12 protein-coding genes are annotated in these 14,641 nt (G+C 41.6%); 3 read left to right on the plus strand and 9 right to left on the minus strand.

From position 1 onward, the window contains the following. The 5 genes from FZ941_RS10190 to FZ941_RS10210 all read right to left on the minus strand — a co-directional run. Positions 1–4,658 (minus strand): mucin-binding protein (locus FZ941_RS10190; protein ID WP_187418421.1); only part of this gene is annotated, 4,658 nt, incomplete at its 3' end. Between the two features lie 391 nt (positions 4,659–5,049). After that, positions 5,050–5,688, minus strand: a complete 639-nt coding sequence (gene trmB / locus FZ941_RS10195) for a tRNA (guanosine(46)-N7)-methyltransferase TrmB (protein WP_148887778.1) — start codon at positions 5,686–5,688, stop codon at positions 5,050–5,052. Continuing rightward, positions 5,685–6,479: a cell cycle regulator CcrZ gene (gene ccrZ, locus FZ941_RS10200; protein WP_005591081.1), complete on the minus strand. Its 795-nt coding sequence runs from the start codon at positions 6,477–6,479 to the stop codon at positions 5,685–5,687. Before ccrZ ends, trmB begins: the two co-directional genes overlap by 4 nt. A 50-nt stretch (positions 6,480–6,529) precedes the next feature. After that, entirely contained in the window at positions 6,530–7,576 is a 1,047-nt protein-coding gene (locus FZ941_RS10205; protein WP_148887779.1) for an ABC transporter permease, read from the minus strand. Continuing rightward, positions 7,573–8,304 (minus strand): ABC transporter ATP-binding protein, encoded by a 732-nt coding sequence (locus FZ941_RS10210; RefSeq protein WP_148887780.1) that lies wholly within the window; start codon positions 8,302–8,304, stop codon positions 7,573–7,575. Before FZ941_RS10210 ends, FZ941_RS10205 begins: the two co-directional genes overlap by 4 nt. Before the next feature lie 75 nt (positions 8,305–8,379). Here FZ941_RS10210 and FZ941_RS10215 point away from each other — a divergent pair, with 75 nt between their 5' ends. Continuing rightward, positions 8,380–8,790: an HIT family protein gene (locus FZ941_RS10215; protein ID WP_148887781.1), complete on the plus strand. Its 411-nt coding sequence runs from the start codon at positions 8,380–8,382 to the stop codon at positions 8,788–8,790. A gap of 9 nt (positions 8,791–8,799) precedes the next feature. Then, positions 8,800–9,075 (plus strand): hypothetical protein, encoded by a 276-nt coding sequence (locus tag FZ941_RS10220; protein ID WP_148887782.1) that lies wholly within the window; start codon positions 8,800–8,802, stop codon positions 9,073–9,075. Between the two features lie 97 nt (positions 9,076–9,172). On the opposite strand, the gene FZ941_RS10225 is transcribed toward FZ941_RS10220, so the two are convergent. From FZ941_RS10225 to FZ941_RS10240, 4 genes are all read right to left on the minus strand, one after another. Next, entirely contained in the window at positions 9,173–10,528 is a 1,356-nt protein-coding gene (locus tag FZ941_RS10225) for a bacteriocin secretion accessory protein (RefSeq protein ID WP_148887783.1), read from the minus strand. A 14-nt stretch (positions 10,529–10,542) separates the two neighbouring features. Further along, on the minus strand, positions 10,543–12,696 hold the full coding sequence (gene comA, locus FZ941_RS10230) for a peptide cleavage/export ABC transporter ComA (protein ID WP_005591091.1): 2,154 nt from the start codon (positions 12,694–12,696) through the stop codon (positions 10,543–10,545). Between the two features lie 366 nt (positions 12,697–13,062). Next, a complete protein-coding gene (locus FZ941_RS10235) occupies positions 13,063–13,287 on the minus strand; it encodes a hypothetical protein (RefSeq protein ID WP_262366301.1) in 225 nt (74 codons plus the stop codon). A 68-nt stretch (positions 13,288–13,355) separates the two neighbouring features. After that, positions 13,356–13,529, minus strand: a complete 174-nt coding sequence (locus tag FZ941_RS10240) for a Blp family class II bacteriocin (RefSeq protein ID WP_148887785.1) — start codon at positions 13,527–13,529, stop codon at positions 13,356–13,358. A gap of 225 nt (positions 13,530–13,754) precedes the next feature. Here FZ941_RS10240 and rnhC point away from each other — a divergent pair, with 225 nt between their 5' ends. Beyond that, positions 13,755–14,639, plus strand: coding sequence for a ribonuclease HIII (rnhC, locus tag FZ941_RS10245; protein WP_148887786.1), 885 nt, complete (start codon positions 13,755–13,757; stop codon positions 14,637–14,639). Positions 14,640–14,641 lie beyond the last annotated feature (2 nt).

The raw sequence follows: 14,641 nt of genomic DNA on the forward strand, positions 1-14,641 counted from the left end.
CCACTTTCAACGACCTTACCAACTTCCTTGTTGTTGTCATCTTGGTCTACGAATGTGATAATCGCTTTTTGACCATCTTTAACGTAATTGATTGGTGTATCCTGAGTTGGATCACTTGGAATTGGTGGTGGGTTGTATCCCTTGCTTGGATCGCTCGGATCTTTCGGTGTCAATGGTGTAGTACCATCTGGACCTACTGGTGTAGTGCCTGGTACATTTGGTACCACTGGAAGATCAGTGCCTGGTTTTGTTGGATCTGTTGGATTGTTTGGATATGGAAGATTTGGTACTTTTGGAAGTCCGTCTGGTACATTTGGTACGTATGAACCGAGCTTCTTGTATTGTACAACTTCTTCACTGTTAGCGTCGCCAGCTTTCACTGTCTTTGCTGCTACATTGGCCTTATCTGCCACGAATCCAGTTACAACTGGTGTAGCTTCTTGAGCCAATTCTTTCGTAGCTGGTGTCCATGCAGTGAAGGTCTTTTCACCAGTTACAGCATTTATTTTACCAGTACGTGTGAAGGTTGCTTCTTGAGTGACAGGAGCTTTCAGAGCTGGACGACCCGCTGTTTGACCATCTGCGTATTGATACTTGATGGTACGTGTAACCTTGCTGTTCAAATCAGCTGGATTCGTATTGTCATCCAAGCGTGGTGTTACAACAACTGTCCAAGTTTGGTCTTTTGTCTTATCGTTATCAAACTTCTGACCATTCGGTTGAGTGAAGCCGTCGCTCACAAGCTTATAACCTGCTTGTTGAAGTTGAGTGAGACGATTTACAGTTGAGTAAGCTACTGGTTCACCTGACTTACCAGCAACAGAATCTGTATAAAGAGTCTTAACTGGAACGCCATTCTTACCATCTGTTACGTACTTAATAGAACCACGTTGTTCATCCAAGTTGTAATTGACAACTTCAACTGAATCTCCAGTAGTAGGGTCAACAGTTACACCTGGAACTTTTGGTTTATCTGGGCTATAGCCTGTAATAGCAGGAGTGTTTACTTCTGGAAGGTTAGCATTTGGTTTATCCCAAGCACCAGGAGTTTCCACACCTGTTACCTTGTTAACAGAAACTGGACGAGTGAATGATGTTGTTTGAGTAACTGTCTTAGGAAGCGCTGGGCGTCCTGCTGTTACACCGTCACCATATTGGTATTGGATAGTTCGAGTAACATCTTTCTTCTCTTGTTTTGTTTCAATAACTGGAGTAACGACAACTTTCCATACTTGGTCTTTTGTCTTATCGTTATCAAACTTCTGACCATTTGGTTGAGTGAAGCCATCACTTACAAGTTTGTAACCTGCTTGTTGAAGTTGGGTGATACGGTTAGCAGTTGAATAAGCAACATCTTCACCTGATTTACCTGTAACACCGTCTGTATAAAGAGTCTTAGCTGGAACACCGTTTTGTCCATCTGTTACATACTCAATGATACCACGTTGATCATCTTGGCTGTAGCTTACTACTTCATCTTCGTTAGGAGATGTTGGAGTAACAGTTGCAGCTGGAACGCTTGGTTTGTCTGGAGTGAAACCAGTAACTGCTGGAGAATCAACTTTTGGAAGTTCTTCACTTGGCTTGTTCCATTGACCAGGAGTTTCAACACCTGTCACCTTGTTCACAGAAACTGGGCGAGTAAATGTTGTTGTTTGAGTAACTGGGCGAGGAAGTGCTGGACGACCTGTAGTCACTCCATCCTTGTATTGGTAACGAACGTTACGAGTAACATCTTTCGTTTCTTGTTTTGTCTCAATACGTGGAGTAAGAACAACTTCCCATGTTTGATCTACATTGTTGTTACTGTCAAATCTTTGCCCGCCAGCTTTAGTAAAGCCGTCGCTAACAAGATCATAACCCAACTGTTTAAATTCATTGATTTTCGCAGTTGTTGTATAGTTTACAGGTGTATCTGATTTACCAGTTACGTTGTCTGTGTGAAGGGTCTTAGCCGGAACACCATTTTTACCATCTGTACGGTAAACGATGCTTCCCTTTTGAGTTGCAGCTGAATAGCTTACAATTTCACGCCAGCTTGGGTCTGTTGGTGAAACAGTAGCTGAATTCACACGTGCTTTATTTGGTGTGAATCCTGACACTTCTGGGCTGTCAACCGCACCTACAGTACGAGTATTTGGAGTCCAATTACCGTATGTCTTCTTACCAGTTACTGGATCTTCTGATACTTGACGAGTAAATTGAACTGTTTGTTCAACCGGTTGCGGAAGAGTTGGGCGATTTCTAGTCACACCATCTTCATATTCGTAAGCGATTGTACGAGTAACATCCTTAGTTTCAGTTGTTACTTTCGGATCATTCTTACGGTATGAAACGATTTCACGCCAGCTTGGATCTGTTGGTGAAACAGAAGCTGAATTTACACGTGTTTTATTCGGTGTAAAGCCTTTAATCGCTGGTGTATCAACCGCATCTACAGTTTGACGACTTGGTGTCCAATTGCCGTATGTCTTTCTACCAGTCGCTGGGTCTTCTGACACTTGACGAGTAAATTGTACATTTTGTTGTACTTCACGTGGAAGGGCAGGACGACCTGAAGTCACACCATCTTCATATTCGTAAGCGATTGTACGAGTAACATCTTTTGTTTCTGTTGTTACTCTTGGAGCATTCTTGTCGTAGTAAACCGTTACATCACTTGGAGTAGAACCTGGATTTACTGTAAGTCCTGGAACTGTCGCTATATCTGGTGTATATCCTGGTACATTTAGAGAATCTACAGGCGCAAAATTCTTAGATGAAGGGCTCCATGGACCTGGTCTACCACCTGTCACAGTTCGAGTGAACTCAGCTGTTTGAGTGTAAGTTGGCGGAAGTGTTGGTCCTGTCACACCTGGTTTGTATTTATAATAAATATTACGAGTGACAGTCTTCTTCTCTGTCTTAACATCTGTAGCACCTTTACGGTAAACGTAGGTTACTGTACCATTGGTACCCCAGTCAGCCAGAGTTCCTGAAGGTGGCAAACTACCATTCTTCATCCGAACAAAGCCATAACCTGGGATTGTTTTTTGTTCAGTAGTATAAGGCTTACCTTTATAGGCACCTTTTGGATAAGTTACTGAACCTTCAGCGATTTCTCGACCTTGCTCATCTTCATAACGTACGTCAACAGAGGCACTTTGATAGAAATCAAAACGTTTGATTTGGAACTGTTGCAAGTTCTTGTAGTTACCAGTCGTAGCCGTAACCACCATGGACATCAGCTCTTCTGGAGTAGAAACTGTTTTCCTCCATTGCTTAATACCAAGATTACTTTCGTAAGAGATAGTTAATTCCTTGGTTACACCATCATACTGGATAGCAAATCTGTGGAAACGACCATCTAGGTCACTTGAGTCCAGACGTTGAGCACTATTAGCATCTGTCTCAGCCCACCAACGATCATATTCACCACCAGTGAAGATACCACCACCACGAACCTTTTTATGAGTGGTATTTACCCAGGCACCAAATTGTCCCAGTTGAGGGTCTTTATCCCAACCATATTCGAAGGAGTCCGTGTTGCTAGTATCAAAACGATTCCCTCTTGGTGGTGTGAAGACGTTCCAGAAAGTATCCAGTTTGAAACCAGTTGCGTTACGCAAACCACCGATACCCAGGTTACCACCATTTGCCCCTAGATCTGTTGTGTTCCCTGTATGGAAGGCAAAACCGATACCATCGGCACCATAACGATCTTGAGTTTTATCACCAAGGTTAACTCCACCAGTCAGCTTGAAGCTTTGGTTCATATTGATCTTACTCTTCAGACTGAAGTTACCTGTCTTGTGTTCTTCATCTGGAGTAAGGGTTACGATACCATCGTATGAATTATAGGTAGCTGAACCATTCAATCTGAAGTAGTCAAGGAAGTTTTCTTTCGTTACAGTTGTTTTTCCTGTTTGTGGGTCAAACGAACGGAAGCCACTTTCTCCTGATTTACGGAAATCAGCGTAACCTTTATTTACTTCGCTTTGAGCAGCTGCTAATGTTGAATTAGCTTCACTTTTGGCTACTGCATTTGTTGCTTGGCTAGCTGTTGCCAAACTAGCTGCTTGACTAGCTGCCTTTTCAACTGATACCTTAGCAGGTTCTACAGCGGCAACTGATTCTGTAGCTGCTTCAGATGAAACTGCAGTTGACTCTGCAGTAGCTGAAGTAGCTGGGCTAACTCGAGCCTCAGACTGAGTTGCAGCAGTTGATTGGCTAGTCGCTACTGAAGCTTTAGATACTTGTGAAGTAGCTTCTTTTAAAGCTGCTTCACTTTTTGAAGCAACTTCTGATTTAACAGTTTTTTCTTCCACTTTGCTTGATAGGTCTTCAGCAGAGGTAGAAGATGCTGTAGATGCTGCACTTGAAACTGCGTTGCTTTCAGCGACAGTTGCTACGGTAGAATTCTTTTCTATGGCCGACTCGGAGTCAGAATCATTCGCTCCCGAATCTTCTCCTGAATCTGGCACAGAGGTCGTTTTCTCCGTAGAGGTGCTTGAAGAATCCGTCTTAGCTAACGTATCGGCTGAAACGACATTCCCCCCAAAGAACATGAAAGCTGCGACTGCTACAGAAGCCACGCCCACATTAAACTTACGGACTGAGTATCGAAGTCGTTTCTCAGCACTCGCACGGTTTAATCTGCGTCTCGCATTTTTATCCATGAACATCTCTCCTTTTTAAAATATAGTTCAACCACCTATTACTCAACACCTTAACGCCTGAGCAGCAAAGTATTTTATAACATATGATTGGTGGTTCTAATGTCAAAGTTTAGACATTAAACCATACCAATAATTATACCGCTTTTTTCCTATTATATCAAGGATTTTACTATCTAATTTTTTTCTGTAACAAAAGTGTAATATCATATTATAGGGATAGCAAAAAGCTTTAGCGACGCCGTTTTAAGAGAATGAAAACAACAAAAATAATCTTTATAGTTTGATAATCAAAACAAAATAAAAAAGAGCCCCCACAGGGCTCTATCCAACAAAAATCGATCATAAAATCCGACAATTGAGATAGAAAACCTGTTTAGGACTCTCTTTATTTTTATTGAAACTCTGCTTCGACCCGGTAAATAACCTGACCCTTGCTAGAGAATTTTTGTTCATATTCAGTCAAGACATTGCCTTCAAAGTCACTGGCATGAAGATCCAGCCAAACACCTTTGAGAATCATGCCATACTGCGAAAAGCTGACCAGGCTGTACTCAAACAAGCCACGGTTGTCCGTTTTGAAGTGGATTTCACCTTTTTCTGGCAAAATCTGCTTGAAGGTATCCAAGAAAGACTTATGGGTCAAGCGACGTTTTTCATGCCGTTTCTTAGGCCATGGATCAGAGAAATTCAGGTAAAGTCGGTCAATTTCTCCATCTGCAAAATAATTGGTCAATTCCGAACCATCCACCCAGAGTAGCTTAATATTGGGTACATCAGCTGCCAAAACCTTATCCAAAGCATAGCTGAGAACAGATTTCTGAATATCAATTCCGATATAGTTGATAGCTGGATTAGCCTTGGCCATTCCTGTGATAAAAGCCCCCTTACCACTTCCTACTTCAATGTGGATAGGGTGGTCATTACCAAAAGTTTCCCGCCACTTTCCCTTGGCATCAACTGGATTTAGAACCACATAGTGGGGATTAGCTTCTAATAGTTCAGTCGCCCCCTTACGATTTCTTACTCTCATCTTACCTTTCCATACTTAGAACGGAAGTTGCGTAGAGCGTAAATCTCCCGGTTCACATTTTCTAAATCATTGTTTTCATAATATTTAGCAATCTGCATCAGATAAGAGTATTGACCAAACCAATACAGTTTTTTGATAACCTTGTCATTGTACTTATAACCGTAGTAGGTCAACCACTCCTGCCAATTGGTATCTGGGATATAGTGACTCAATATATGAGCAACATCCAACATCCTGTCCGTCAAGCGAACCGAATCCCAATCCACCAAATAAATCAAGCCACTATCCGTCTGAAACCAGTTGCTATGCCGTACATCACCGTGGACAATCGTCGCGTAGTCCTCACGAAAAGCAGGTACCGTTTGCCGCAAATCCCGAATAATTGATTGCAGGTACTGATTGTTCCGCAAAACAACCGGCGCTTGATTGAGCCAGCTATTGATTAGATCGATCGGCGTTTCTAAAATATAACCCAATTTGGCCAACTGAGTCATCAGAGGCTTCGACCGATGCAAACGCGTTAAAATATTGATCACTTGCTTTTTAGACATATCATTAGGTGTTAAAATGGCACCTGAAAGCCATTCTTGTCCGCTCATGACATTGCCATCTGGCAAGCGTCGACTCCACAGAAGTTGCGGAGCAATTTGTTCTCTGGCTAAGCCTGCCAGAATCGGGGTCGTATTCATCTTGACGAAAACTCGCCCCCCGTCTGGATAAGTTCCCATATAGGCCTTTCCGCTCTTACCAGCTATTGGTGTCAGGGCTAGCTCGTTATCAACCAAGACCATGATTCCCCTCCTTAAAAAGTTTCCTCACTATTTTACTAATTTTCATTCTTTTAGTCAACCAATCTTTTTAGTTTATATGGCAAATAGACTAGATACAAAAAGATTGTCGCTCCAAGCATTGCTAACACTGCCATCTTATCTTGAAAAAAGAGCACTGCCACTAGCGTTTCAAAAAGCAAGACACTATGTCCAATCCCTGTAATAACCTGTCTTACACCCTTGATTTTAGACTTGCTATCCAGCGGAAAAAGCTGGGTTAGATACTGATAATCAAGAGCTTCATACAAGGCCAACAACTGAAAGAGCAAAAGATAATTGAAGAGAACAACGAAACCTGCAGCAATCCAAGACTGACTGACGAAGACAATCGTTAAGAAGGCTAAAAGTAGAAGACGCAAGGTCAGAGGGAATAAGTCGCCATTACGCAGATAGGAGCGTAAAAACATATTTTGCCAAGTCTTGGCATGGATCTTAGGCAAAAGTCTCGTCAGCCCGTCCAAGTAAGCTCTTCTTTTGACACTATTGGAAATGCCTTTTACATTTGTAAAGAGGGCGAAGAAACGCAGAACTTTCTGCTTGCGCCCTTCCTCAGCTGCGATTGCATACTGCCAATCGAGGCGGTCAGACAAGAAAAAGCGACGTCCCTTGAACTGGAAGACCAGCCATTTTAGCAAGAGCATAAAGAGGCAGTACAATCCAAAACCCCAGATTGGCAAACCTAGAGCCAAAAACAGTGGCGCTAACAAAAGCAGCAACAAGGTTTGAAGCAGGCCAAAGAGAATATACGAACGCTGGATTTGTCCCTTGACAAACTCAATGACTGCTTGCTCCTGCACCAGCAAGAAGAGCATATCAGGCTTCTCCAGATAGGTTGCGATATGTCCAAAAGGAAGAATGAGCACAGAAAATAAAACTAATCCTACTATTATCGGCCAAGACTGACTAGGGAAATTCCGCAGCAATTGATTGTACTGAACCGCCAGAAATCCGAGAAAAATCAATAAAAATAGGACAAAGTGATCATTGAGAACATAGCGCAGATACTTCAGGCAGCGCTGACGAAAATCCTGCTTGCGTTTAGCAAATACTTCTTTCATAGCGCAGCCTCTTCCGTCAAGGCAAGATAGATGTCATTTAGACTAGCTCCCGGCATCTGAAATTGCTGCCGCAACTCAGCTAAATTGCCCTTAGCACGTACCTGCCCTTTATGTAAAATCACAAAGCTATCACACATCTTCTCGGCCGAGTCCAGAACGTGGGTACTCATGAGGATGGACTTACCTTTTTTCTTTTCCTCATCCAAGAGCTGGATAAGATCTGCAATAGCTACCGGATCCAGCCCCAAAAAAGGCTCATCCACGATAAAAAGACTAGGATCTACCACGAAAGCACAGATAATCATGACCTTCTGCTTCATTCCCTTAGAGAAATGCACTGGAAACCAGTCCAACTTATCCTTGAGTCGGAAGATAGTTAAGAGACGCTCCACGCACTCAAAAGCGTCTTCCTGCTCGATATCGTAAGCCATGGCCACCGTTTCAATATGCTCACGCAGGGTCAGCTCTTCGTAGAGACTCGGTGTCTCTGGGATAAAACCAATCTTCTTACGGTAGGCACTAGGATTTTCTCGCAGCTGCAAACCATCAATCCGAATTTCTCCCTTGTAAGGCGTCAATAAACCGATAATTTCATTGATGGTGGTGGATTTACCAGCACCATTGAGACCAATCAGCCCAACCAGCTGACCATCGCCCACTTCAAAGTTAATATCTTTCAAAACAGGAATGTTAATATAGCCTCCTGTAAGACCTTTGATTTCTAACATATTTTCTCCAAATTCTGGTATAATGTTCTTATATTTTAAATTATAACAAAAATCTAGCGAATAGAGGTATCATTTATGGCTGATTGTATTTTTTGTAAGATTATCGCAGGGGAAATCCCCTCTTCTAAAGTTTATGAAGATGACCAGGTAGTCGCCTTTCTAGACATTTCTCAGGTCACTCCAGGCCATACTTTGGTCGTTCCCAAGCAGCATTTCAGAAATCTTTTGGAAATGGATGCAGACAGTGCCAGTCAGCTCTTCGCTCGTGTCCCAGACATCGCCCGTAAGGTCATGAAAGCAACAGGCGCCAAGGGCATGAACATCCTTAACAACAACGAAGAAATTGCTGGACAGACTGTCTTTCACACCCATGTCCACCTAGCTCCTCGCTATGAAGAGACAGACGGTTTACAAATCAGCTTTGAAACCCACGAACCAGATTTTCCAGCCTTAGCTCAATTGGCTGAAAAGATTGCTCAAGCCTAGGGAGGAACTATGAAATTTTCAAATCTTATGCTTTTCACAGGCGCAGCCTGGGTCAGCTACCATTTGGTCAAAAGTCGGAAGACAATCAGCCAAGAAGTCGTCGAAACATCCGATATCTTGGATAAAGTTCAAGATAATTTAGCTAACATCCAGCACAATCTCGCCATTATCCAAGAACAACGAGACAATATCAAGGAAATGGCTCAAGACTTGACTTATAAATACAAGATTTTCGAAAAACAAGCCCAAGCTCAAATTTCACAAATACAGGATATCTGGCAATAGAAAACTTTCTCATAACAAGAAAAACCATGGCACAACCATGGTTTTTTCATATTTGCGAGATAAGAACTTCAATCAAGACTTATTAAACATTCTTTCTTTAGTCTCTTCTCAAGAATTGATCCAAGTAATAGTCAAAGTAGGTTTTGCTTCCTGTGATGACTACTGCACGACCTTCAATACCGTAACGTATCTTCTTGGCTTGGGCATCCGTTAAGCTTATTTCAGCTTCCACCTTAAAGAAGTTGCCTTTTTCCGTTTTCGTCGCATTGTTGTCAATGTTTGAAATTTTAGATTTGAGAACAAATTCTTTATTATTTCCATCCATTGCAGTGAAACGCAGAGTCTCACCTTTTTTCAGACTAGCTACATCTTTCGAGGTCACATAGGTTGTGATGACGACCTTTTTTTCCTTGGTCAAAACAGGATACAATTGAGCTAGCAACTTTCCCTCGGGAACCAGATTCGCTCCTGCTGTTTCAGGATTTAGGTGGAGAATACCATCTTCAGTTGCTGTGATCATGCCCTTTTGAGTGATACCACCTTGCACCTTGAGATTATTTTCAACTTCTAAAATCTTTTGATTCAAGGCCGTCAACTCTTGACCAACTTTAGTCAACTGCTGAGCTTTCAAGGACTCAAGCTGGCTATCCAAGCTACCAGAATAGGCTTGCTGAGCACCAGAGCCCGCATACTGCACTCGATAACCTGCAAGAGCTGATTCAAACTGAGAAATCTGACTATCAATTTGCGAAAGAACCTGACTCTTTAGCTGACCTTGACTATCTGCAGCTGCTTGTGTCTCATAAGCCTGATAGATACTATAGCCGGCATTAGTCGAAGGGACACTTGTCCCATTTTGGATAGCATTTCTAAGAGTCTGATAATCTGATAATTTAGCATTTGTTTCATTGATCAAATTCCCCAGCTCTGCCTGTGAATTACTAGCTGCTGAGTTTTGAGAAGCAATGGTCGAATTTTGCTGCTCGGTGTTACTACGGATACTCGCAGCTTGATTCTTGTAATCATTAAATGCTTGCTCATAGCCGAAGCGATCCTCTCCTGAAAACTGGCTAGTCCCCGTCTTCAGACTTTCTTGCAACAGCTCCAACTGACGTTTTTGCTCCTTCAAGCTTTCTACTTGAGAGGAGAAGGTTTCTTTTTGAGTATTTTCGCTATCAGACTTATACTGAACTAAAAGATCCCCTTTTTTAACAACTTTGTTTTCCTTCAAGTTATTAGTGACAATAGCATTGTTACTAGTTGATTGGATATTAGCTAGAATCTTGCTAGGTTCAATAGAAGCACCTGAAGTAATAGTGATTTCTTTTTTAGCAAAGAGGGAGAATAAGACCACAAAAATCAACAAGAAGAAAGTCGGTAAAATCACGCGCACAGAAAAGCTAGAATATCTACGGTTATAAAATTCGGCACTCTCTAAGTAATGTTCTTCCATCTTCTTTCTCCTTTCTAACTATTCACAAGATGAGCATAGAAGCCATCCTGAGCAACCAACTCTTCATGCGTCCCTTGCTCCACGATTTCACCCTTGTCCAAAACAACCACTTTTTCAGATCGCTCTGCAATAGTCAATCGATGGGCAATGAAAATAATGGTCTTGTCCAACTCCAAAAGGTTGTCAATAATCTTTTTCTCTGTCAAGATATCCAGATTGCTGGTCGCCTCATCAAGGATCAAAACAGGAGCATCGGTCAAAAGAGCCCGAGCCAAGGCCAAACGCTGACGCTGACCACCTGAAATCCCTGAACCATCTGATGTCAATTCTGTTTGGTAATTCAAAGGCATCCGTTCAATATCTTCACGAATTTCCGCAATTTCCAGCGCCCGAATGATTTCTTTCTGAGTCGTTCCAGGCTTGGCACCTAGGAGAACATTCTCCAAGATGGTACCATTAAAGACATAAGGCTGTTGCGGCAAGTAATTGATATGACGGCGCAAGACATGCTTGTCAATCTGATTGAGGTTGATATTATTAACCAGAATTTCTCCCTCGTTTGGATCGTAAAAGTTCACGATCATCTTGGCAAGAGTCGTCTTTCCAGAACCAGAAATTCCCACAAAAGCTACCTTGCTGCCTCTTTCAATGGTCAAATTAATATCTGATAGAACGTTTCGTCCATAGCCATACTTGTAGCTGACATTTCTCAATTCAATGTCACCCTTGGTCATGCTCAAATCACGGATCGCTTTTTTATCCATAAATTCAGAGTCAACCAGATAAACCTCGTTCAAGCGATTATTGGCAACTTGTGCTGTCTGAAGCTTGGTTTGTAAATTGATAATATTCTCCAGCGGATTTGTGAAATAAACCAGCAAAGTATTATAAGTAATCAGCTGCCCCAAGGTCATTTTATTGTCCATTACCAAAAGGGCTCCCATCCAAAGGATTGCAACATTCAGCAAGAGCTGAGCTGTCTTCTTCAAGCCGATTTGGATATTCTCCATCCGACTATAAGCGAATGATTTCTTCAAATAATCCACAAATTCTCTATCAATCTTTTGATAGCGGAAATCTTCACTTGTCAAGGATTTGATCGTCTCAATACCATTGATATCTTCGATAATAGAAGAAGACAGAATGGCATTAGATTCCATCGTGTCGCGATTCATTTTTTCAAATGGCTTCATGAAAGCGAAAATCACGACGATATAGATCGGCAGCGAGAGCAAACTGATAAAGAACAAATAGAAGTTTTGTGAGAACAAAACAATTGCCATGACGACAACGATAGACACATCCAAAAAGATGGACAGAATAGTACTAGCTAAGGCATCAATGATACTATTGGCATCATTGAAGCGCGATACGATTTCCCCTGTCCTTCTCGTCGCAAAAAAAGACATGGGTAGATGAAAGACATGCTTAATATAGGACAAAATCACATCAATCGAAAGGCGTTGTCCCAAAATGAGAAGCAGATAGCTCTGAGCATAAGTTAGGACCTGTTGCAAAATGTAGACGACTATTAGACCGAGAGAAATAATTCCTAAGGTATTCCTCATCTGATTCGGTACGTAGGTATCAATAATCCCCTGCATGTAGTAAGAGCCCACGATATTAATAATCGTCACCAGCATCGTTGCGATAACGATATTGGCAATCAGTCCCTTTTGTTTCATTAAAATCGGAACAAAAGACCAGAGACCGTTTTTCTTTTCCTTGTGTGGTCTATATTCTGGCGCTGGGGCGATAAAAATAGAGACACCTGTCCACTCTTGCGCAAACTGTTCCTTAGAAAGTTTGGTCATTTTTACAGCCGGATCCGGATCCGCAATATAAACCGAATGTTTATCGTGCCCAGTCACAACATAATAGTGAAGCAATTTCTTATCTTTGATAACATGGGCGATAAAAGGATAAACGATGCCCTTCATGTCAAATAAAGACATATCCGCTTTAAAGGCTCGTGTTTCAAAACCTAACTCTTCCGAAACCTTCACTAGCCCAAAAGCAGTTGTTCCTCTTAAAGTTGTCTTGGCCATTTCACGCAAACTAGCCAAAGAATAATAGGAACCATAATAACCATATATCATGGCTAGCGCTGCTACACCACAATCTCTCGCGTCAACTTGAGCCCTATAATGACGCTTTGTAAATCTCATACAAACTCCTTTATTCACACAAAAGTGTAAGTTTGCTTTTATGGAGGGCAACCCTCGCATAAAAACTCCTAATTAGTAAACATACTATTCAACACAAACTGCTTGTCAACTTTATCCATAGCGGTTCTCTCCAGTAAAAAACAAGTATAAATTAGCGAGAAGAACTTTCATAACAAGCAAAAAATAGATATCTCTATCATACACTAATGTGGCGTATTTTTCCAATGGTATCAGTCGTTTTACTCCATGTAAACATAAAATTACTTAAAAAACAGACATAATGTAACTTTATCAGACCATTCTACACTAAAAAGCCTCTTGTCCAAATCAAGACGAACAAGAGGCTCTATATCGAAACACAAAATATTAGTTAAAAACGTCTGTACCTGCAGCACCACCGTTGTTAGCGCCACCACGATTGCTAGAACCAGATCCTGATCCAATTCTACCTCTGATGCGACCATATGCACGAATAGCAAGTCCACGTACAGTGCGACCAACTTCACGACCGATATCAAATACGGCACGTACAAGGTCACCACCGACCCATCCACCTTCTACTTCAACCAATTCAGCTTCAGTAAGAGGCATAAATTTTTGATCTAATGATTTAAAATCTTTGTTCATGAAATTCACCTTCTTCTATTTGAAATACTAAATTAGCTAAAAAGTCCTACAAAGAAGCCTGAAACCAATGAGCCACCCAAAATAGCCAATGATACTGTGAAAATATCAACAGGGACTCCGTAGAATGACCATCCACCGTCGATCATCATCATTTCTTCTTCAGTCAACGCAACAAATTGGTTGTCCATCATAGCAAAGTTTTCCATATGTGTTCTCCTTTTTTACAAGGTTTCCTTAACCTTGTTAATATATTGTTTGTGGTCAGTTTTATTTAAACATTGACTCAACACCTATATTATACAACAACCATACTGGGTCTAACATGACATCGATGTCATGTTTGGGAGAAAAATGTGTAATTTTTTTATAATATTTGAAATATCCTCTTTTTCCCATTTTCCCTAGTTTCATTTTGTGGTACAATAGGGGTTATGGAAAGTATTACTTTGAGTCCTAAACAAGGAGAAATTGAGGCTTTTGTCCAGAAATATCAAGACAAGCTTGTGCCTAGTAAAAATCAGTATATCCAATATCTACTGAAATTGAACCAGGCAACTGTCAGTATCTATACTTCTGGCAAGGTTCTTTTCCAAGGAGAAAAAGCTGGTCACTATGCTGCTTTTTTCGGCCATCAAGCCGAGGAAACAAGCAAGACCTCTCAGAACATTTCCCTTATAGGTACGGATGAGGTTGGAAATGGCTCTTACTTTGGTGGTTTAGCAGTTGTTGCTTCCTTTGTCAGTCCAGAACAGCACGCTTTCTTGCGCAAGTTAGGCGTGGGCGACTCAAAGACCTTGACCGACCTTAAGATTCGGCAGCTGGCGCCGATTTTGAAAAAGGAAATCCAACATCAGGCTCTGCTCCTGTCACCAGAAAAATATAACGAAGTGATTGCCTCTGGTTACAACGCTGTGTCTGTCAAGGTGGCTCTTCACAATCAAGCCATTTATCTGCTGTTACAAAAAGGTCTGACACCAGAAAAAATCGTCATTGACGCCTTTACCAGTCAGCAGAATTATGACAAATACCTGCAAAATGAAAAGAATCATTTTCCAAATCTCGTTAGCCTCATTGAAAAGGCCGAAGGGAAGTTTCTAGCTGTCGCCGTTAGCTCCATTATCGCTCGCGATCTCTTTCTGGAAAATCTGGAAAATCTGAGTCAAGAGCTTGGCTATATCCTTCCGAGCGGGGCTGGGAGCAAAAGTGATCAAGTTGCTTGCCAGATCCTCCAAGCCTATGGAATGGCTGGCCTCCAGCATACCGCTAAACTTCATTTTAAAAATACAGAAAAAGCTAAAAAGCTCTTAGAAAGGTAGAC

The organism is Streptococcus sp. Marseille-P6264, from assembly GCF_902460355.1.
GTDB lineage: Bacteria > Bacillota > Bacilli > Lactobacillales > Streptococcaceae > Streptococcus.

Coding starts and splice junctions, on each gene's coding strand:
- trmB (WP_148887778.1), bottom strand. CDS start 5,688: ATGAGAGTAAGAAATCGTAAGGGGGCGACTGAACTATTAGAAGCTAAT.
- ccrZ (WP_005591081.1), bottom strand. CDS start 6,479: ATGGTCTTGGTTGATAACGAGCTAGCCCTGACACCAATAGCTGGTAAG.
- FZ941_RS10205 (WP_148887779.1), bottom strand. CDS start 7,576: ATGAAAGAAGTATTTGCTAAACGCAAGCAGGATTTTCGTCAGCGCTGC.
- FZ941_RS10210 (WP_148887780.1), bottom strand. CDS start 8,304: ATGTTAGAAATCAAAGGTCTTACAGGAGGCTATATTAACATTCCTGTT.
- FZ941_RS10215 (WP_148887781.1), top strand. CDS start 8,380: ATGGCTGATTGTATTTTTTGTAAGATTATCGCAGGGGAAATCCCCTCT.
- FZ941_RS10220 (WP_148887782.1), top strand. CDS start 8,800: ATGAAATTTTCAAATCTTATGCTTTTCACAGGCGCAGCCTGGGTCAGC.
- FZ941_RS10225 (WP_148887783.1), bottom strand. CDS start 10,528: ATGGAAGAACATTACTTAGAGAGTGCCGAATTTTATAACCGTAGATAT.
- comA (WP_005591091.1), bottom strand. CDS start 12,696: ATGAGATTTACAAAGCGTCATTATAGGGCTCAAGTTGACGCGAGAGAT.
- FZ941_RS10235 (WP_262366301.1), bottom strand. CDS start 13,287: ATGCCTCTTACTGAAGCTGAATTGGTTGAAGTAGAAGGTGGATGGGTC.
- FZ941_RS10240 (WP_148887785.1), bottom strand. CDS start 13,529: ATGGAAAACTTTGCTATGATGGACAACCAATTTGTTGCGTTGACTGAA.
- rnhC (WP_148887786.1), top strand. CDS start 13,755: ATGGAAAGTATTACTTTGAGTCCTAAACAAGGAGAAATTGAGGCTTTT.